Below are 19,366 nucleotides of genomic sequence, written 5' to 3'. Positions count from 1 at the left end.
ATGGACTTTAGCACACAGACCTCGTCACCCGAGAAGATCAAAACGGCCGCGCTGGTCGTTGGCGTATTCGCCGACGGCGTGCTGACACCGGCCGCCGACGTGGTCGACCGGGCGCTTGCAGGCGCCATTCGCGACGTCGTCAAGAATGAATTCAAGGGACGCGCCGGCGAGACCCTGGTGCTGCGCAGCCTGACCGGCGTTGCCGCCCAGCGCGTGGTCCTGGTGGGCCTGGGCCCGCAATCGGGCTTTACGGCCAAGGTGCTGTCCAGCAGCTACCGCGCCGCGCTGCAGGCCGTCGTGTCCACGGGCGCGGCCGACGCCGTGCTGACCCTGGCCGCGCTGCCGATCGAAGGCTGCGACGTGCGCACCCGCGCCCGCCTGCTGGCGATCGCTGCCGGCGACGTCACCTACCGTTACGACGGCACCTTCGGCAAGCGCGACCCGGTCGTGCGCCCCAAGCTGGCCAAGCTGCTGCTGGCGCTGGACAAGGCCGACGCCAAGGAAGCCGAAGCGGGCATGGCCCAGGGCCGCGCCATTGCCAACGGCATGACGGTCGCCAAGGACCTGGGCAATCTGCCCCCGAACATCTGCACCCCCACCTACCTGGGCGAAACGGCCAAGAAGATGGGTCGGGCGCTCAAGTTCCGCGTGGAAGTGCTGGACCGCCGCCAGATCGAAGCCCTGAACATGGGATCGTTCCTGTCGGTGGCGCGCAGCTCGTACGAGGCTCCCAAGTTCATCGTCATGCGGTATAAAGGCAGCAAGCTCGCGCCTGCGCCCGCCAAGATTCCGCGCGGCAAGGCGGCGGCAGCTGCCGCAGCGGCCGCCGGTGGCGCGGCTGGCAGCGCGAACGCACCGGTGGTGCTCGTCGGCAAGGGCATCACCTTCGATTCGGGCGGCATTTCGATCAAGCCCGCCTCGGGCATGGACGAAATGAAGTACGACATGTGCGGCGCGGCCAGCGTGTTCGGCACGATGAGCGCCGTGGCCGAAATGCAGTTGCCGATCGACGTGATCGGGGTGGTGCCGGCATGCGAAAACATGCCGAGCGGCCGCGCGAACAAGCCCGGCGATGTCGTGACCAGCATGTCGGGCCAGACCATCGAAATCCTGAATACGGATGCCGAAGGCCGCCTGATCCTGTGCGACGCGCTCACGTATGTCGAGCGTTTCAAGCCCTCGTGCGTAATCGACATCGCCACCCTGACCGGCGCGTGCGTCACGGCGCTGGGCCACGTCAACACCGGCCTCTTCACCAAGGACGACGCGCTGGCCGATGCCCTGACCGCGGTCTCGCGCCAGGCGATGGACCCGGTGTGGCGCCTGCCGATGGACGACGAGTACCAGGACCAGCTCAAGTCGAATTTTGCCGACATGGCCAACATCGGCGGCCCTCCGGGCGGCGCGGTCACGGCAGCCTGCTTCCTGTCGCGCTATACCAAGGCCTATCGCTGGGCCCACCTCGACATCGCCGGCACGGCATGGCGCAGCGGCAAGGACAAGGGCGCCACGGGCCGCCCGGTGCCCCTGCTGTCGCAATTCCTGATCAGCCTGGTGTGATGGGCCGGGCGCCCTTCCCCGCCCGGACGGTCCCGGCATGACCGAGATCGACTTTGCGTTCGGCGCGCCCGACCGCCTGCGCACGGCCTGCCAGGTGGCGCTCAAGCGCGTCCAGGCAGGCCAGAAGCTGGTGGTGTATTGCCGCGATACCAACCGGCTCAGCCAGTTCGACCGGCTGCTGTGGGCCTTCGATGACTTGGCCTTCGTGCCGCATGTGGCCGTCGACGATCCCCTGGCGTCGCAGACGCCGGTGGTGCTGACCTCGTCGGATGCCGAAACCCCGCACCATGAATGGCTCCTCAACCTCGACGACAGCTGGCCGCCGATCTACACCCGGTTTCGCCGCGTGATCGAGATCGTGTCCAACGACGCGTCCGAGCGCGAGGCAGCCCGCGCCCGTTGGCGCTTCTATCAAGAATGTGGCCACCAGATCGTCAAGCACGACCTGGCGACCCAGGACCTGCCCTGACATGCCTATCGACCCCCTGATTTCCCGTGATGACCCCAGCATTCCGGTGCTGACCGAAGTCATCGACGTGCCGGCCGTGGCCCCCGCTGCGCAGGCCGACGCCACTGCGCCGCTGCCCTTGATCCAGCAGGCGGTGGATGTGCCGCGCAGCGGCGGTTTCGTCGACGAAACCCTGTTCAACGACATGCGCACCGCGCTGCTCGAAGACGTGCACCGCCGCATCGAACCCATCCTGCGGGCCCGCATGCAGCAGCACGTTGCCGCCGCCGTGGACCGCGTGATGGATGACGTGGCCGACCAGCTGCGCAACGAAATTTCGCGCATGCTCGACGAAGGCCTGAACAAGGAACTGATCCGCCAGACCGCCGTCGTCGAGCAGCAACGTCCTCGTCCACGAACCGACGACCCCTTGCCCTAGGCGCCCCGCCGCCGCGCCCGATCGCCTAAAATGGTCGGTTGACTCTGGCGCCCCGTGATTCGGCGCGCCCTGACCTGCTTTCCCGGAATGTTGATGACCCAAGCTGACACGACCCCTCCTATCGCGACCGACGAACTCCCCAAGAGCTTCGAGCCCGCGCCGATCGAAGCCCGCTGGTACCAGGAATGGGAACGGCGTGGCGACTTCGCGGGCGGGGTCCACGTCAAGTCCGACAAGAATGCCGAGGCGTTCGCCATCCAGCTGCCGCCACCCAACGTGACCGGCACGCTGCACATGGGGCACGCCTTCAACCAGACCATCATGGATGGCCTGACCCGCTATCACCGCATGCGCGGCTACGACACCCTGTGGGTACCGGGCACCGACCACGCCGGCATCGCCACGCAGATCGTCGTGGAACGCCAGCTGGACGCGCAGAAGGTCAGCCGGCATGACCTGGGCCGCGACGCCTTCATCAAGAAGGTGTGGGAATGGAAGGAATATTCGGGCGGCACGATCACCGGCCAGATGCGCCGCCTGGGCACCTCCCCCGACTGGAACCGCGAATACTTCACCATGAGCGACGACATGTCGCGCGGCGTGACCGAGACCTTTGCCCGTCTGTATGAGCAGGGACTGATCTATCGCGGCAAACGCCTGGTGAATTGGGACCCGAAGCTCGGCACCGCCGTCAGCGACCTGGAAGTGATCAGCGAGGAAGAAGATGGCCATATGTGGCACATCCGCTACCCGCTGGCCGATTCCGATGAAACGGTGGTGGTCGCCACCACCCGTCCGGAAACCATGCTGGGCGACGTGGCCGTCATGGTCCATCCCGAAGACGAACGCTACGCCGCGCTGATCGGGCGCCAGGTCCGCCTGCCGCTGACCGACCGCCTCATTCCGGTGATCGCCGACGACTACGTGGACCGTGAATTCGGCACCGGCGTCGTCAAGGTGACGCCTGCCCACGACTTCAACGACTATGCCGTGGGCCAGCGCCACGGCCTGCCGATGATTTCGGTGCTGACGCTCGACGCGATGATCAACGACGAAGCGCCCGAGGCCTATCGCGGCATGGAACGTTTCGAGGCGCGCAAGCGTATCGTGGCCGACCTGGAAGCGCTCGGCCTGCTGGTCGAAGTCAAGAAACACAAGTTGATGGTGCCGCGCGGCGACCGGACCAACTCGGTCATCGAACCCATGCTGACCGACCAGTGGTTCGTGGCCATGAGCAAGCCGGCGCCCGAAGGCACGATCCATCCGGGCAAGTCCATCACCGACGTTGCCCTGGAAGTCGTGGCCGACGGCCGCGTCAAGTTCTATCCCGAAAATTGGACCACCACGTACAACCAGTGGCTGAACAACATCCAGGACTGGTGCATTTCTCGCCAGCTCTGGTGGGGCCACCAGATCCCGGCCTGGTACTCGGAAGACGGCCAGATCTTCGTCGCGCGTTCCGAAGCCGATGCCCAGGCGCAAGCGCTTGCCGCCGGCGTGACCGGTCCGCTGACGCGGGATCCCGACGTGCTCGACACCTGGTTCTCGTCTGCCCTGGTGCCGTTTACCACCATGGGCTGGCCCGAGCAGACGCCGGACATGTCCAAATACCTGCCATCGTCGGTGCTGGTCACGGGTTTCGACATCATCTTCTTCTGGATCGCCCGGATGGTGATGATGACGACCCACTTCACGGGGCAGGTGCCGTTCCGCCACGTGTACGTGCACGGCCTGATCCGCGATGCGGAAGGCCAGAAGATGAGCAAGTCCAAGGGCAACACACTGGACCCGGTGGACCTGATCGACGGCATCGCGCTGGACGGCCTGCTGGCCAAACGCACCACCGGCCTGATGAACCCGAAGCAGGCTGAAAGCATCGCCAAGAAAACGAAGAAGGAATTTCCGGAAGGCATTCCTGCGTTTGGCGCCGATGCGCTGCGCTTTACCATGGCCGCCTACGCAACCCTGGGCCGCAACATCAACTTCGACCTGAAGCGCTGCGAAGGCTATCGCAACTTCTGCAACAAGCTCTGGAACGCCACGCGCTTCGTGCTGATGAATGTGGAAGGCAAGGACTGCGGACTGGACGAGACGGCCGAGGTGGAACTGTCGGTGTATGACAACTGGATCATCAGCCAGCTGCAACGCACCGAGGCGGACATTGCCCGGGGCTTCGAGGACTACCGGTTCGACAACGTGTCGACGTCGCTCTACCGCTTCGTGTGGGACGAGTATTGCGACTGGTACCTGGAACTGGCCAAGGTGCAGCTGCAACGCGGCACCGATGCGCAACAGCGCGGCACGCGCCGCACGCTGATCCGTGTCCTGGAAACCGTACTGCGCCTGGCCCATCCGATCATTCCGTTCATTACCGAAGAACTGTGGCAGAAGGTGTCGGTCGTCGCCGGCAAGCGCAGGGCGGACGGGGCGACGTCGATCGGCGTGCAGCCCTATCCTGTCTCGGAGCCGGAAAAGATCGATGAAGCGGCCGAGGCCGCCATGGCCGAGCTGAAGGCCCAGATCGATGCCGTACGCGCGCTGCGGGGCGAGATGAACGTGCCGCCGTCACAGAAGGCTCCGCTGAACGTGACCGGCGACCGTGCGACGCTCGAGCGCAATGGCCCCTACCTGGCGGCGCTGGCACGGTTGAGCGAAGTCAATGTCATGGACACCCTGCCCGACGTGGGCGCGCCGGTGCAGGTGGTGGGCCAGGCCCGCCTGATGCTGCACATCGAGATCGATGTCGCGGCAGAGCAGGCGCGCCTGGACAAGGAAATCGCGCGGCTGGAAGGCGAGATCGCCAAGACTACGGCGAAGCTGAGCAACGAGAGCTTTGTTGCACGCGCGCCGGCTGCGGTGGTGGATCAGGAAAAAGCCCGGATGGCCCAGTTCAATGACACGCTGGCCAAGGTTCGGGAACAGCGTCAGCGCCTGAAGTAAGGCGGCTGGCCAGGGACCACAAAACGGGTGCATCGCGATGGCGGTCACCCGTTTTTTTTATCTGTCGGCGACAGGATTGAGGAAACCACATGAAGAAAGTGACGATCTATGGCGCGGGCGCCGTGGGGGGCAACGTGGCGGTCCGGCTGGCCTCGGCCGGCGTGGCCGATGTGTCGGTGGTCGCCCGCGGGGCGCATCTGGCGGCAATCCGTGAACGCGGCCTGACCCTGATCCACAAGGATCAGCGCACCACGGTGCGGCCGGTGGCAGCCACCGACAACCCGGCGGACCTGCCGCCACAGGACCTGATCATCGTGACGCTGAAGGCCACGTCTTTGCCAGACGCCGCACCGGCCCTGGCCGCCCTGCGGGCGCCGGGCGCGCCGGTGCTATTCCTGATCAACGGCATTCCTTGGTGGTGGTCGCACGGTCTGCCGGCTGGGCATGCGGCGTCTGGCGTGCCGCTGGACCTGATCGACCCGAATCGCGCGCTGCGCGACACATTGGGTGCGGATGCGGCGCTGGGCGGCGTGATTTATTCGCCCAACGAGGTGACGGCGCCTGGCGAGATCACCAACAAGGGCCACAGCCGCTTCCTGCTGGGCGAGCCGGACGGGACCCGGTCGCCGCGGCTGGCGTCGACCGTCGATCTGTTTGCCGCGGCCGGCATCGAGGTCTCGGCCCGCACCGATCTGCGCCGCGATATCTTCGGCAAGCTGGTGCTCAACGTGTCGGTCAATCCACTGTGCGCGTTGACCGGGCTGACGGCGCGTGAACGCCTGCTGGAGCCCGGCATCCGGGATCTGTCGCGGACCTTGATCCACGAAGTGATTGCCGTGTCCGACGCGTCAGGGTTCCCGGTAGACCCCGACCTCGACATCGAAGCGCTGCTCGACCCGGAACGGGTGCCCGATGCCCGCCCGTCCATGCTGCAGGACGTGCTGGCCGGACGGCCCATGGAAGTGGACGCCTTGCTGGGACAGTTGCAGGTGCTGGCGCGGTATGGCGAGGTGGCCACGCCGGCGCTGGATGGGGTGCTGCCGCTGCTGCAGGGACTGAACCGGCGGGTGACGCAGGCGGGATGACAGCAGGCGGGATGACAGCGGCCGGGGCGCGCGACTGAAGCGGAAGGGGTGGACACGGACAGGACGACCTTCAGCAGGCTCATCCACGCAATAGTTGTCCTTCCCCTCTTGTTGGCGCGGCCGCTATCCCTATATATGTATCCGGCATTACAAAATCATGCCGCGCTATTGCGGACATGCCGCGTTTGGGAGCAGACTCGTTGTCTGTTCACCCCTCGGTTCTGTCGTATTGACAGTTCGTCCAGCAACCAATTCACGAGATTGCCATGACCCGAAAGACCCCTATTGAACGCTACCGGAACATCGGAATCAGCGCCCACATCGATGCCGGCAAGACCACCACGACCGAGCGCATCCTGTTCTACACCGGGGTCAATCACAAAATTGGCGAAGTGCATGATGGCGCCGCCACCATGGACTGGATGGAACAGGAGCAGGAACGCGGCATCACCATCACGTCGGCTGCCACGACCGCGTTCTGGCGCGGCATGGCCGGCAACTATCCCGAACACCGCATCAACATCATCGACACCCCGGGGCACGTGGACTTCACTATCGAAGTCGAACGCTCCATGCGCGTGCTCGACGGCGCCGTGATGGTCTATGACTCGGTCGGCGGCGTGCAGCCCCAATCGGAAACGGTATGGCGGCAGGCGAACAAGTATGCCGTGCCCCGGATTGCGTTCGTCAACAAGATGGACCGGACCGGTGCGGACTTTTTCCGCGTGCAGCGCCAGATTGGCGACCGCCTGAAGGGCCGCGCCGTGCCGCTGCAGATTCCCGTGGGCGCCGAAGACCATTTCGAAGGCGTGATCGACCTCGTCAAGATGAAAGCCATCATCTGGAACGATGCCGACAAGGGCGTCACCTTTGAATACCGCGACATTCCCGAAGACCTGCAGGCGACCGCCGAAGAGTGGCGCGAAACCATGGTGTCCGAGGCGGCCGAGGCCACCGAGGAACTCATGGACAAGTACCTCAATGGCGACACGCTGACCGAAGAGGAAATCAAGCACGGCATCCGGCTGCGGACCGTGGCGAACCAGATCGTCCCGATGTTGTGTGGCAGCGCGTTCAAGAACAAGGGCGTGCAGGCCATGCTCGATGCCGTCATCGACTACCTGCCCTCGCCGGTGGACGTGCCCGCCATCAAGGGCATGGACGAAGACGACAAGGAAATCGAACGCCATCCGGCCGACGACGAGAAGTTCTCTGCGCTCGCCTTCAAGATTATGACCGACCCGTTCGTCGGCCAGTTGATCTTCTTCCGTGTGTACTCGGGCGTCGTCAAGACCGGCGACACCGTCTACAACCCATTGAAGGGCAAGAAGGAACGGCTGGGCCGGATCGTGCAGATGCACGCCAACGAACGGCTGGAAATCAAGGAAGTGCATGCCGGCGACATCGCGGCAGCCGTGGGCCTGAAGGACGTCACGACGGGCGACACCCTGAGCGATCCCGACAGCGTCATCATCCTGGAACGCATGATCTTTCCCGAGCCCGTGATTTCGCAGGCAGTGGAACCGAAGACGCAGGTCGACCAGGAAAAGATGGGCATTGCGCTCAACCGCCTGGCCCAGGAAGATCCGTCGTTCCGCGTCCATACCGACGAGGAATCCGGCCAGACCATCATTTCCGGGATGGGTGAGCTGCACCTGGAAATCCTGGTTGACCGGATGCGGCGCGAGTTCAACGTCGAAGCTACCGTCGGCAAGCCGCAGGTGGCCTATCGCGAGGCCATCCGGGCCAAGGTGTCGGACGTCGAAGGCAAGTTCGTCAAGCAGTCGGGCGGTCGTGGTCAGTACGGTCACGTGGTGCTGACGCTCGAACCCCAGCCGCAAGGCAAGGGCTACGAATTCGTCGACCAGATCAAGGGCGGTGTGGTGCCGCGCGAATACATCCCGGCTGTCGACAAGGGCATTCAGGAATCCTTGAAGGCCGGCGTGCTGGCGGGCTACCCCGTGGTCGACATCAAGGCGACGCTGACTTTCGGTTCGTATCATGACGTCGACTCGAACGAAAACGCGTTCCGGATGGCCGGCTCGATGGCGTTCAAGGAAGGCATGAAGAGCGCGACGCCCGTGCTGCTCGAACCGATGATGAGTGTCGAGGTGGAAACGCCCGAAGACTTCATGGGCAACGTGATGGGCGACCTGTCGTCGCGCCGCGGGATGGTGCAAGGCATGGAAGACATCGCGGGCGGCGGCGGCAAGCTGGTACGCGCCGAAGTGCCGCTGGCCGAGATGTTCGGGTATTCAACCGGCCTGCGTTCGCTGACCCAAGGCCGCGCGACATACACGATGGAGTTCAAGCATTACGCGGAAGCACCGCGCAATGTGGTGGAACAGGTGGTCGGGCAGCGGCAGTCGCGGTGATGTCGCTGCGGTGATGTCGTGGCGGTGATGTCGTTGCGGTGATGTCGCTGCGGTAAGGCACCAGGTCGTGCCGGGTGACCGGCGTCGGCAAGACAAAAAGCGGATCCTTCGGGGTCCGCTTTTTTTTGGGGCCGGTTGTCGGCCCGGTGCCCTTGGGGGTGGCCTGCGACGCATCGCACGCAGGATGCGGGTCAGGCGCTTTGGCGTCGTCAGAGGCAAGCGCACCCATAGCCAAAAAAAACGGGTCACCTTCGTTGTAAGGAAGGTGACCCGTTGGTACGACACGCTGCCTTGAACCGGCAGCGCCGCGCCGTTTACCGCCGTTTCAGAAAGTGCGTATACACGCCCTCGCCATCATCGGTCTGCGCCAGCAGCGCGTTCCCCGTCTGTTTGGCGAACGCCTGGAAGTCGCGCGTCGACGACGTGTCGGTCGCGATGACCTTCAGCACCTGACCACTGGTCAGGGTGGCCAACGCCTTCTTTGCCCGCAAGATGGGCAAGGGACATTTCAGCCCCTTGGCATCCACTTCCAGGTCGAACGACAGGTCCACATCACTCATGCAATTCTCCTGAACGCTTGAAAGTCCTGGACCCATACAGGTCCTGAACGCTTACAGGCGCGATTCCACCCAGGCCTGAACGCCGGCCAGCGCCGCTTCCAGACCTGACGGATCGGTGCCACCCGCCATGGCCATGTCAGGACGGCCACCGCCCTTGCCACCCACCTGCTGCGCCACGAAGTTCACCAGTTCGCCGGCCTTGACCTTGCCCGACGCGTCGGCCGTGACCCCGGCCACCAGGCTCACTTTCGAGCCTTCGACCGCGGCCAGCACGATCGCGGCCGAATGCAGCTTGTCCTTCAACTTGTCGACCGTCTCGCGCAGCGACTTCGGATCCACGCCGTTCAGCATCGCGGCCAGGACCTTCACGCCCTTCACGTCGACGGCGCCGGCCGCCAGGTCCGCACCGGCACTGGTCGCCAGCTTGCTCTTGAGCTGCGCCAGTTCCTTTTCCAGTTGACGCACCTGGTCCTGCACCTGGCCCAGACGCGCGGGCACTTCGCCCGGCTGCACCTTCAATGTGCTGGCCGCGGAATTCAACGTGGCGTTCAGGTTCTGCACATACGCCAGCGAGTTGTCGCCGGTGATGGCCTCGACCCGGCGGATGCCCGCCGCCACGCCCGTCTCGGTCACGATCTTGAACAGGCCGATGTCGCCCGTGCGCGCCACGTGCGTGCCGCCGCACAGTTCGCGCGAAAAGCCGATGTCCAGCACACGGACTTCGTCGCCGTATTTCTCGCCAAACAGCGCCACCGCGCCGTCCTTGACCGCTTCGTCGTACGACACCATCTTGGTCGTGACCGGCGTATTGGCCAGCACTTCCTTGTTCACGATGGCCTCGACACGCGCGATCTCGTCGGACGTCATGGGCGCGTCATGCGCAAAGTCGAAACGGGTCTTGTCCGGATCGACCAGCGAACCCTTTTGCTGGACATGGTCGCCCAGCACGATCCGCAGCGCCTTGTGCAGCAAGTGCGTCGACGAGTGGTTGCGGCCCGTGCGCGCGCGGCGCTCGGCATCCACTTCGGACTTGACCGTTTCGCCCAGTTCCAGGCGGCCGCTTTCCAGCTTGCCGTGATGACCGAACACTTCGGACTGCACCTTGAGGGTGTCGTCGACCATGAACTTGCCCTGGCTGGCATACAGCACGCCCGAATCGCCCACCTGCCCGCCCGACTCCGCGTAGAACGGCGAATGGTCCAGCACCACGACCGCCGACTGGCCGGCCTCGATCGCCTTGACCGGCGTGCCATCGACATACAGCGCAGTAACGCGGCCTTCACTCAGCAGTTCGGAATACCCCACGAACACCGTCTTGGCGCCGTCATACGACAGGCCGGCCGACTGCTTGAACTTGCCGGCGGCACGGGCCTGGTCGCGCTGACGCTTCATGGCGACTTCGAAGCCGTCCATGTCCACTTCGATCTCGCGTTCGCGGCAGATATCGGCGGTCAGGTCGGTCGGGAAGCCATAGGTGTCATACAGCGTGAACAGCGTCTCGCCGTCCAGCGCCTGCCCCGGCTTGAGCCCCGCCAGTGCGACGTCCAGGATCTTCATGCCGTTTTCCAGCGTCTCGCCGAAACGTTCCTCTTCCTGGCGCAGCACCTGCTCCACCCGCGACTGGTTCGCGACCAGTTCGGGATAGGCCTCGCCCATCTCGGCCACGAGGTCCTTGACCAGGCGATAGAAGAAAGGCTTTTTCTGCCCAAGGTTGTAGCCATGGCGCAGCGCACGGCGGATGATCCGGCGCAGCACATACCCACGGCCTTCGCTGCCCGGAATCACGCCGTCTACGATCAGGAACGAACATGCGCGGATGTGATCGGCGATCACCTTCAGCGAATTCTCGTTCAAGTCCGTGCAGCCCGTTTCGCGCGCGGCGGCCTTGATCAGGTTCTGGAACAGATCGATCTCGTAGTTGGAGTGCACGTGCTGCAGCACCGCTGCAATCCGCTCCAGTCCCATGCCGGTATCCACGCAGGGCTTGGGCAGCGGCGTCAAGGTGCCGGCCGCGTCACGCTCGAACTGCATGAACACCAGGTTCCAGATCTCGATGTAACGATCGCCGTCTTCTTCCGGCGATCCCGGCGGGCCACCCCAGATGTCCGGGCCGTGGTCATAGAAGATTTCGGTACATGGACCACACGGTCCGGTATCGCCCATCTGCCAGAAGTTGTCGGACGCATACCGCGCGCCCTTGTTGTCGCCAATGCGGATGATGCGCTCGACCGGCACGCCGATCTCGTCACGCCACAGGTCGTAGGCTTCGTCGTCTTCCTGGTAGACGGTGACCCACAGCTTTTCCTTGGGCAGACCGTACACGCCCGTCAGCAACTGCCAGGCGTACTGGATCGCATCGCGCTTGAAGTAATCGCCGAAGCTGAAATTGCCCAGCATCTCGAAAAAGGTGTGATGCCGCGCCGTATAGCCGACGTTTTCCAGGTCATTGTGCTTGCCGCCTGCGCGCACGCTGCGCTGCGAGGATGTCGCGCGCTTGTAGCTGCGCGTCTCGGTGCCGAGGAACAGGTCCTTGAACTGCACCATGCCGGAGTTCGTGAACAACAGCGTCGGGTCGTTCCCGGGAACCAGGGACGACGACGGGACAATCGTGTGCCCCTGGGATTCGAAGAATTGCAGGAATTTCTGACGGATCTCGGCGGATTTCATCGCAGCGCTCATGGGCGGGGATGAATCGCAAAAGACCGCAGTTTGCATCCCCAGGGGTAAGAATCGAACCTCTGATTATAGAGGGTCGCGCGACCGGAAGGGGCCGCACGGGTGCGCCAGCGTGGCTCGGTGGCGAAAACGCGGATGGGCAACGGCGGTGTGGCAGGTCGGCCGGCTATCCGGCCGGGCAGATCAGCGCGGGAAGGCCGTGCGGATCTTCTGGTCAGTCTTGTACTGACTCAAGGCATAGACCGCCCAGATGGCCGCAGGAATCCAGCCGATGACCGTGATCTGCAGGATCAGGCAGAGGATGCCGACGAACGGGCGGCCGATCGTGAAAAACAGCAGCCAGGGCAACAACAGAGCAATGACCAAACGCATGGAAAACAACCTTTTAACTAGGACAAAACTGTCCACGTGACGGCCGTACAGGCTACCCCGGCGCGTTAGGCTGTGTAAAGCCGGGTAGTCCGGCGGACCGCGGCAAGTTGTTGCCGATGCAGTGGAGAGAAGAAGATGACGTTTGCGGGGAAAGGGTCGAGGGTGGCGGGCGGTGGTTGGGCAGTGGCGGCGATTGCGGCTGGGTGGATGGTGGCGGGGTGCGGTGGGGGCGGTGATGAGGCGCCCGCTGCGAACGGGTCGGCGGCGGTGTCGACGGAAAAGCCGGTGGAGCAGCCGATTCTGACCATGCCGACATCCACCTATACGGGAATGCATGAGCAGGCGTTCAAGCGGATCAACGAGGCGCGGATCGCGGCGGGCGTCAGTGCGTTGAAGCAGAGTGTGGAACTGGATCGGGCTGCGCAGGCGCATTCGGATTATCAGATGCGCAATAACATCTTCAGTCATTACGAAGATGCGGCGTACCCGCTGTTCACGGGTGTCGACTTTGCACAGCGCGCTGCCACCCAAGTCTATAAGAATTTTCCACAAACCGAAGTTATTGCTTGGAGGCGCCCCACAACAAGCGGGGCCGACCACTTGAACTGGCACCTCAATTCTGTGTATCACTTAGCAGGGGTTCTGACGCCTAACGCAAATGAGTTGGGGATCGGATTTACCGCCGCTGCGGACGATCCATCGCGTGTCATGAGTTCGATAACGATCGGGGTCACGGACAGGCGTCTACCTCCGGTAAAAGAACCTTGGGTATGGCCGGTAGATGGCGCAACCCAAGTGCCCGTCTCGTTCGTTCCCTACACGGAGATGCCAAACCCGTTGCCGGATGTCGCCACGAATTATTCGATCAAGGTTGGCCCTCCGATCATGTATTGCAGAAGGGTAAATCGCACAGTGGGCATGCGCGTTTCCGTCACTGGACTGACCGAGGTCCGCAGCTCCCAACCCCTGCCGAGTTGGGTACTGAAGCACTCCGCAACGACGATCATGGCATCCCCCGGCGTAGAAGTACGTACCGATCCTAACCTCGGCAACACACGCCACTGCATCTTTGTTGTTCCAAAAGAACCATTACGCCCGGGCACAAGGTACGAGCTGGTTATGGACGTCGAATATGAAGGAGTTTCGACCAAGACACAGTGGGCTTTCACAACCGCGCTCTGACAACGGCTAAGCATGACGTTCTGCAATCGTCAATCGTTGGAGCCCACATCGGCGTAGCAGGACGTCCAAAATGAATCTCGTTGCAGCACCCAGTGCTTGTTACCGGATTCCAGTCCTCCGAGTCCGACAAAGTCTGCCCATTTGAACTCAGCGCTGCCGCCGGCACTCCCGTACAGACCACCACAACCTTGCCTGACTACAGTGAGGCCCTCCGGTGACAGGAAGATATGATGATTCCTATGGACGCAGCGGGGTACGCGTTCATCGACACGGCACCCGTCATACCAATTCCAGAGCATCGTGAACTGGGATTGCATTTTTTCGCGACTGAATCGAAATCGAAGCTGTTCGAATGCGCCCGCCCGTTCGTTACCGGGCATCTCAAGCACAACGCCGTCAAATGCTGCAAGAAGCTCGGCAATACTCGCAGGAGCCTTCACGGACTGCGGTTGCCCGCCTTCAGACTTAATCGGAATCTCCGGCATCACCCTCTCCGCCGTCCCCGTCACATGCGTCGAGTCCATCGCCGGACGGGTCCATTGTGGTGGGGCGAGTTGCGCGGTGGCAGGAAGCGTCCACAGCGCGGCGATGATCGCGGTGGCGATCGATAGTTGGGTCATGACAATGTCCTCAATACTTGCAGTAGAGATGCGCAAGCGCGGTGGCTTGCGCCGAAAGTGGCGTGCCGTCGTAGTCGACCAACTGGACTTCCCAGTGGCCGCCCAGGTCGCGGGCGCGGCGGGTGAAGGCGGAGGCTTTCGACGATTCGAGTTGCGGGATGAGGTAGATCAGCGGTATGCCGGTCCCGGTGCCGAGCGGGCCGCAGGTGGGCTTGGGAACCAGGGCGGCATGGCTCACCAGAACCGTCGAGACAAGCACGTAGCTCGATAGAAGATCGTCGACGCGACCCCAGACGCCGAGGCGGCACAACAGGCCGGTACCGCTCGCAACATCAGTGGCGATGGCGCCGTTGGGGGTGCAGGCATTACCCGTGGCGGCCAGGGATGCGAGCGAGCGCCATACGCCCTGGCTGCAGACGGCCAGGCCGCCCGATGCAGTGCGGGCATATTCGGTCGAAGGACCTGCGGCTGCCGAGACCGTGTTCTGGCAAGCCTGGTCCGGCACGGCAAGGTCCCGCAGCCCAAGGCGCCGGGTCGACACCCCTCCTTGTGCCACCACGTCCTGGCCATCGACCGTCAGGGCGAGGCCCCGGCTCGTGACCAGCAGCATCTGACCCGCATTGACGCGCAGGGTCGGCGTGGTGTCGGTGGCGTCGAAGAGGGTGCCCCGCCGTGTCGACAGCCCTGCGTCGGCATGGACACGCTGGTTCGAGACAATGCCGGTCACGGGATTGATGATGACGCTGTCGCCCTGGTCGGACACGAATGCGCCGGTCTTGGCGTTGAGCCTGCCTGCGCAGCGCAGTGTGATCGATCCATCCGGCTCGGCCACAACGCAGGCCTGGCCGTCGGGCGCGCGCAGGGCCAGCGTGTTGTCGACGGTGACTTTGCCTTTCACGCTGAGGTCCCCGCGCAGGTCGGGATCGCGGCGGTCGCGCAGGCGGACGAACTCGTTGAAGAGGGTGGTGTCCAGACTTGCGAGGACCCCGACGATGCCCGGCAGCGCACCCAAAGGGTTGGGCAGCGAGAACGCCGTGCCCCGCATGATGGCCGGCTGCTCGGGATAGACCGCGCCACCATGGCCTGCCGTGGCCATCATGACTTGCGCAATCAGATCGGTATTGGGTGCGGGGGATCCCGGCAGTTGCACGGCTGTGGTCGTGAAGGCCAGGGCGTCCAGCCGGCAACCGGCGCCCGGGCAGGTGCCGGTCGCCACAATGCGGGTCGCGACGCTTTGATTGAGTGGCGTGAGGTCGGGAAACCCTCCCTGCAACAGCCCTAGTGCGCGCAGCTCCGAAAGCTTGGGCGCGTACGGGTTGGCCACCGTGGGCACATCGGCGGCGCCGGGCGTCGAGCTCAGCCTGTCGTAGTGGCGAACGAGATAGGTGTCCATGGCGCTTTTGACCGCGAGCAGGTAGCTGCCCGTGGCTTCGGCCGCGGCATCGTGGACGCCTTGAAGAAGCTTGCCGACGGACAGCACCGTGGCGATGCTCAGGATGCTGGCCGTGATCGCCAGTTCGACCAACGTGAAGCCACGCTGCCATGACAGCCGACGCTGTGTGCCCCGAATCATCGCCATTCCTATCGCGCGGTAAACACGAAGCGGTTGCTGTCACCGCCCGTGCAGAGCGCTTCGGCACCGGTGGCGTCGTAGATGCCGGTTGCACCGCCCACGGCCGGTTCCTTGACCGTGGTGCCGTTGATCTGGATGCGTTCGGACACGCGTTGCAGCACCGCGGCCAGGCCGGGGCATGCCGCCTCGTTGACGCGGGTGAAGGTCAGCGTAAAGGCATCGCCCGCAGCAGTGAGGCCACCCGGGCTCAACACCACCATGCCATCCGTTGCCCCGAGGCCGTGCCGCACCGTGGCATTGGCGCCCTGCCCTTCGACCGTCAGCACACTGCTGCTGCGCAGGCCATTGGCGAGCTGCGCCATGCCAATGCCGGTGTAGGGCGTCGGCCCCAGCCCCTGTGTGGAGGACTTGCTGCGCGCGACAAAGCGCTGCAGTTCCTGACCCACGCTGGGCACCTTGTTTTCGATGATGTAGCCGTTGATGGCGGGAATGCCAAGGATGGCGGCGATCAGGATGATGGCGGCCACGATGGCGATCTCGACGAGGGTGAAGCCCTGTTGCCGTCGCGGCGACGCTGCGCCGGGTCTGGAAGAACTCGGAAAGAACATGATGGATCTCATCGACTGGAGTAGAAACGGGTCATCGCCATGCGCATTTCGTTGACGACGGCGAAGTGCCAGAAAAGAATCCCAAACAGGATCGCGACAGCCACCAGCAACATGGCCCACCGTGCAACGGCAGCCTTGCGGGCAACGTCGTGCACGGCTCGCGTTTCAACGCGGGCGCGGGCCCGCAGGAGGGCGTCATCCATGCCGCGCGTCGCGATCAGATCGGTCAGGAACCACAGGGTCTCGCGATCGACAACACCGGTATCGAAGGTGGCGCTGCCGACCTGACCGTCGTCGATGCGGGCGATCATCTGTTCGATATGCCAACGCTGCCAGGCATTGGCGCCGACAGCCTGGACCTCGAGCACCTCGCGCAGTCCCGGGCTGACGTTGCCTCGCTTCTTGACGAGTGTCGCCAGGGACGCAAGGAACCGGATGCCCTGAAAATCGCGGTACAGGCGCCAGATGAGGTGCTCATCGAGCCATCGTCTGACGGGTCCGACCACGTTCGGCAATGACCACGCGGTCAGCCACAGCAGCCCCACACTGCTGGCTGCCAGTACCAGTGCCCAGGCTTCGATGAAGTCCGACAGGCGATAGAGACGAGCCGCCTGCGTGCCCACGAATTCAGCCGGCAACATGCCGAACGCCTGCTTCAGGCGTGGCACCGTAAAGGCGGGGATGGCAAGGACCGTCGCAACCATGACCCACATGGCCACGACACCCACCGCAGCCGTGCGGATGAAGGTGCTCCGCGCCAGTTCCACGACGCGCGTCACGGCGGCCACGTCGCGCAGCGTCTGTTCGAGCGCCCCTGCCCCGCCACGCTGGCCCATGCGTATCAGCACCAGATCGTCATCGGGCAAGGTGCCGCGGAACGTCTCGTACAGGTCGCCGCCGACTTCCTGGTGCTGGTCTGCCCAGTGGTGCGACAGAATGCCGCGGCGATGCCGCCGGCCGTAGCGGTCAGCATCGCTGCGGAAGACGTCGCGCAGCGTCTTGCGGCCGCCCGTGCCTTCCATGACGTCCGCCAGATACTCGTAGTAATCGGCGCGGTCTTTCCTGAACGACAGGGCCGCCAGGCGTGCTGGGGAGCAGGCCTGGCGCAGCCGGGACAGGGCCGTCATGGCTCGGTCCCCGGGACAATGCGGCCCGCCGTGGCAGCCGACCGGCGGCTGGCAAACGCTGTGATCGGCCGGCGAGCGACGGCCACCGCCGATCGTGCCCGTCGCGCCTGATGCGAACGCTGCAGCGCGACCGTCTCGAAGCTCATGAAGCGCGGCTCGATGTCGCGGGGATCCACCTCGCCGACCGACGCCTTGTACACGGCGCATTCCATCGCCGTCTTGCCGTTCATGTCGGGACTGGTAAACGGCGCACTGCGATGTGACAGGAAATGCGCGCGCAGGCCCAGCGCATCGCCCTTGCGGATCAAGCGCAACACGGCTTCGTCGGTCGTGGGCTCGATCATTTCGGCGACGACCGTGCGGCCGCTGATGCCGCTCAGTTCGGGCAGCAGTTCCGTCCGGCAATGCGTGCACCCTTCCGGATTGCGGGCGCGCAGCGCCGCGATGTTGATGCCATACAGGCGGACCAGGCGTTCGGCGTAGCGTTGCCAGTGATCAGACCCATCGTCCTTGTGGAACAAGGCGGAAAACGGCAAACGGCAGTGGGGGCACAGGGTAGGCAGCAGCGTCTGGTACACCAGCAGTTTCAGGATGCCGGGCGTGGCAAGCAGGTCGCGCGAAATGCCGATGAAGTCGGAGGCCAGACGATCCGGGATCAGAATGGCCGAGCCCGCGTGGGTCGTCGTGTAGAGATTGCTTCCGGAACTGGCCAGATCCATGAAGGCACGGCCGGTTTCATGATCACGGATCTCGCCGATCAACAGATCGTTCATGGCGGATCGCTTGATGGTCTTGAGCTTGGCGTCGAACTCGCCACTGCCGCCCCCATCGAGCGTGCGCGTCACGGTGTTCTGCAGCGCGTTGGGTATCAGGTACTCGACGGGGTCTTCAAGGGTGATGACCTTGCGGGTCTTGGGCACCATCGACATCATGGTCGCGATGGTGGTGGACTTGCCGGAGCCCACCACGCCCGCCAGCACCACCGCGCCGCCTTCCGACAGCAGGGCACGATCGATCAACGCGATCTGGCTGGGCAGATACCCCAGGGACTCGAATCCGTCGAGGCGCATCTCGGCATCCAGATGCAGGATGCGCAAGGTGACGGAGGGACCGGCATCGGCAGACAGCGAGGCCCATCGCAGCATGTACCCGCGATCATCGACTTCGTGATGAATGCGGCCCTGCTGTTCGATTGCCGGGTCGAAGACGGCGCCATTGCCACCCTGGATGTCCATGTAGGCCACGGCCAGGACCTCCATCAAGGTGGCGGTCTGCATGCGCTGGAAGCGGCTCGGCGTCACATACTTGCCCCCTACCGTGTACTTGATCTCGGACTCGGGCTCGAGCAGGCGGATGTTGATATGCAAGTCGCTCGCGCCATGGCGCACGCCCCACGCGACGATGTCATGGAAGGCCGCGGCCATCGAGCTTTTGAGCGGGTCCAGCAGCACCCGCCTCCGATTGCGCAGGGTGTCGCCGGTGATTTGCTCGCGGGCGATCGACAGCAACAAGGTCGCGGGGACCACGATGCGCGATGCCTCTGCCAACGGGCGCGGGCGGCGGCGGACCATGCGTTCGATCTCTTCGATGTGCTCGCTGTCGACATACTCTTCGACCGTCAGGATCGCGACCGATCCGTCTTCAAATTCGACGGGGCAGAGTTTGTTGACCAGCGTCCCGATATCGAACTCGGATCGGAGCGCGCGACGGAAGGCGGGCGACAGGCGCGCCAGGGCATCGCGACTATCAATGCGTATCGGGGGCACGGGCATGGACGGCGCCTGCGCCGGCGAAAGGGGTG

General features: G+C 64.1%; 15 protein-coding genes. 7 read left to right on the top strand and 8 right to left on the bottom strand.

Annotation, left to right across the window (positions count from 1 at the left end):
- From IE116_RS21755 to fusA, 6 genes are all read left to right on the top strand, one after another.
- Positions 1-1,560 carry a leucyl aminopeptidase gene (locus tag IE116_RS21755; RefSeq protein ID WP_189615327.1) on the top strand — a complete coding sequence of 520 codons (1,560 nt, stop codon included), beginning with the start codon at positions 1-3 and terminating at the stop codon, positions 1,558-1,560.
- 37 nt (positions 1,561-1,597) lie between these two features.
- Positions 1,598-2,029, top strand: a complete 432-nt coding sequence (locus IE116_RS21750; RefSeq protein WP_189615325.1) for a DNA polymerase III subunit chi — start codon at positions 1,598-1,600, stop codon at positions 2,027-2,029.
- Between the two features lies 1 nt (position 2,030).
- A complete protein-coding gene (locus IE116_RS21745) occupies positions 2,031-2,447 on the top strand; it encodes a hypothetical protein (protein ID WP_189615324.1) in 417 nt (138 codons plus the stop codon).
- 93 nt (positions 2,448-2,540) lie between these two features.
- Positions 2,541-5,387 carry a valine--tRNA ligase gene (locus tag IE116_RS21740; protein WP_189615322.1) on the top strand — a complete coding sequence of 949 codons (2,847 nt, stop codon included), beginning with the start codon at positions 2,541-2,543 and terminating at the stop codon, positions 5,385-5,387.
- A gap of 89 nt (positions 5,388-5,476) precedes the next feature.
- Positions 5,477-6,472 (top strand): ketopantoate reductase family protein, encoded by a 996-nt coding sequence (locus IE116_RS21735; protein WP_189615320.1) that lies wholly within the window; start codon positions 5,477-5,479, stop codon positions 6,470-6,472.
- 266 nt (positions 6,473-6,738) lie between these two features.
- The gene (gene fusA / locus IE116_RS21730) at positions 6,739-8,847 is read left to right on the top strand and encodes an elongation factor G (RefSeq protein WP_189615318.1); all 2,109 of its coding nucleotides are present in this window, start codon (positions 6,739-6,741) and stop codon (positions 8,845-8,847) included.
- A 314-nt stretch (positions 8,848-9,161) separates the two neighbouring features.
- Here the strand turns inward: fusA and IE116_RS21725 are convergent, their stop codons facing one another.
- From IE116_RS21725 to IE116_RS21715, 3 genes are all read right to left on the bottom strand, one after another.
- On the bottom strand, positions 9,162-9,407 hold the full coding sequence (locus IE116_RS21725) for a sulfurtransferase TusA family protein (RefSeq protein WP_189615316.1): 246 nt from the start codon (positions 9,405-9,407) through the stop codon (positions 9,162-9,164).
- A 51-nt stretch (positions 9,408-9,458) separates the two neighbouring features.
- The gene (gene alaS / locus IE116_RS21720) at positions 9,459-12,074 is read right to left on the bottom strand and encodes an alanine--tRNA ligase (RefSeq protein ID WP_189615314.1); all 2,616 of its coding nucleotides are present in this window, start codon (positions 12,072-12,074) and stop codon (positions 9,459-9,461) included.
- Between the two features lie 192 nt (positions 12,075-12,266).
- A complete protein-coding gene (locus IE116_RS21715) occupies positions 12,267-12,455 on the bottom strand; it encodes a YqaE/Pmp3 family membrane protein (protein ID WP_189615312.1) in 189 nt (62 codons plus the stop codon).
- A 135-nt stretch (positions 12,456-12,590) separates the two neighbouring features.
- Here IE116_RS21715 and IE116_RS21710 point away from each other — a divergent pair, with 135 nt between their 5' ends.
- Positions 12,591-13,637: a CAP domain-containing protein gene (locus IE116_RS21710; protein WP_189615311.1), complete on the top strand. Its 1,047-nt coding sequence runs from the start codon at positions 12,591-12,593 to the stop codon at positions 13,635-13,637.
- 29 nt (positions 13,638-13,666) lie between these two features.
- On the opposite strand, the gene IE116_RS21705 is transcribed toward IE116_RS21710, so the two are convergent.
- From IE116_RS21705 to IE116_RS21685, 5 genes are read right to left on the bottom strand one after another with little or no spacing between them, the layout of a single operon-like run.
- On the bottom strand, positions 13,667-14,257 hold the full coding sequence (locus IE116_RS21705) for a hypothetical protein (RefSeq protein WP_189615310.1): 591 nt from the start codon (positions 14,255-14,257) through the stop codon (positions 13,667-13,669).
- A gap of 10 nt (positions 14,258-14,267) precedes the next feature.
- Positions 14,268-15,830 carry a type II secretion system protein gene (locus IE116_RS21700; protein ID WP_189615309.1) on the bottom strand — a complete coding sequence of 521 codons (1,563 nt, stop codon included), beginning with the start codon at positions 15,828-15,830 and terminating at the stop codon, positions 14,268-14,270.
- Positions 15,831-15,838: 8 nt separating this feature from the next.
- Positions 15,839-16,438: a type 4 pilus major pilin gene (locus IE116_RS21695; RefSeq protein ID WP_189615308.1), complete on the bottom strand. Its 600-nt coding sequence runs from the start codon at positions 16,436-16,438 to the stop codon at positions 15,839-15,841.
- Positions 16,439-16,446: 8 nt separating this feature from the next.
- Entirely contained in the window at positions 16,447-17,565 is a 1,119-nt protein-coding gene (locus tag IE116_RS21690; RefSeq protein ID WP_189615307.1) for a general secretion pathway protein, read from the bottom strand.
- Positions 17,562-19,337, bottom strand: a complete 1,776-nt coding sequence (locus IE116_RS21685; protein WP_189615306.1) for a GspE/PulE family protein — start codon at positions 19,335-19,337, stop codon at positions 17,562-17,564. Before IE116_RS21685 ends, IE116_RS21690 begins: the two co-directional genes overlap by 4 nt.
- Positions 19,338-19,366: the final 29 nt, after the last annotated feature.

The sequence above is a fragment of the Pigmentiphaga litoralis genome (genome assembly GCF_014651835.1).
GTDB classification, from domain to species: Bacteria; Pseudomonadota; Gammaproteobacteria; order Burkholderiales; family Burkholderiaceae_B; genus Pigmentiphaga; species Pigmentiphaga litoralis.
The sequence above is the reverse complement of the archived record's forward strand: the minus strand, read 5'-3'. Positions and strand labels throughout refer to the sequence as shown.

What these genes read in the sequence shown, in the direction of transcription:
- IE116_RS21755 (WP_189615327.1), top strand. Translation starts at nt 1, where the DNA reads ATGGACTTTAGCACACAGACCTCGTCACCCGAGAAGATCAAAACGGCC.
- IE116_RS21750 (WP_189615325.1), top strand. Translation starts at nt 1,598, where the DNA reads ATGACCGAGATCGACTTTGCGTTCGGCGCGCCCGACCGCCTGCGCACG.
- IE116_RS21745 (WP_189615324.1), top strand. Translation starts at nt 2,031, where the DNA reads ATGCCTATCGACCCCCTGATTTCCCGTGATGACCCCAGCATTCCGGTG.
- IE116_RS21740 (WP_189615322.1), top strand. Translation starts at nt 2,541, where the DNA reads ATGACCCAAGCTGACACGACCCCTCCTATCGCGACCGACGAACTCCCC.
- IE116_RS21735 (WP_189615320.1), top strand. Translation starts at nt 5,477, where the DNA reads ATGAAGAAAGTGACGATCTATGGCGCGGGCGCCGTGGGGGGCAACGTG.
- fusA (WP_189615318.1), top strand. Translation starts at nt 6,739, where the DNA reads ATGACCCGAAAGACCCCTATTGAACGCTACCGGAACATCGGAATCAGC.
- IE116_RS21725 (WP_189615316.1), bottom strand. Translation starts at nt 9,407, where the DNA reads ATGAGTGATGTGGACCTGTCGTTCGACCTGGAAGTGGATGCCAAGGGG.
- alaS (WP_189615314.1), bottom strand. Translation starts at nt 12,074, where the DNA reads ATGAAATCCGCCGAGATCCGTCAGAAATTCCTGCAATTCTTCGAATCC.
- IE116_RS21715 (WP_189615312.1), bottom strand. Translation starts at nt 12,455, where the DNA reads ATGCGTTTGGTCATTGCTCTGTTGTTGCCCTGGCTGCTGTTTTTCACG.
- IE116_RS21710 (WP_189615311.1), top strand. Translation starts at nt 12,591, where the DNA reads ATGACGTTTGCGGGGAAAGGGTCGAGGGTGGCGGGCGGTGGTTGGGCA.
- IE116_RS21705 (WP_189615310.1), bottom strand. Translation starts at nt 14,257, where the DNA reads ATGACCCAACTATCGATCGCCACCGCGATCATCGCCGCGCTGTGGACG.
- IE116_RS21700 (WP_189615309.1), bottom strand. Translation starts at nt 15,830, where the DNA reads ATGATTCGGGGCACACAGCGTCGGCTGTCATGGCAGCGTGGCTTCACG.
- IE116_RS21695 (WP_189615308.1), bottom strand. Translation starts at nt 16,438, where the DNA reads ATGTTCTTTCCGAGTTCTTCCAGACCCGGCGCAGCGTCGCCGCGACGG.
- IE116_RS21690 (WP_189615307.1), bottom strand. Translation starts at nt 17,565, where the DNA reads ATGACGGCCCTGTCCCGGCTGCGCCAGGCCTGCTCCCCAGCACGCCTG.
- IE116_RS21685 (WP_189615306.1), bottom strand. Translation starts at nt 19,337, where the DNA reads ATGCCCGTGCCCCCGATACGCATTGATAGTCGCGATGCCCTGGCGCGC.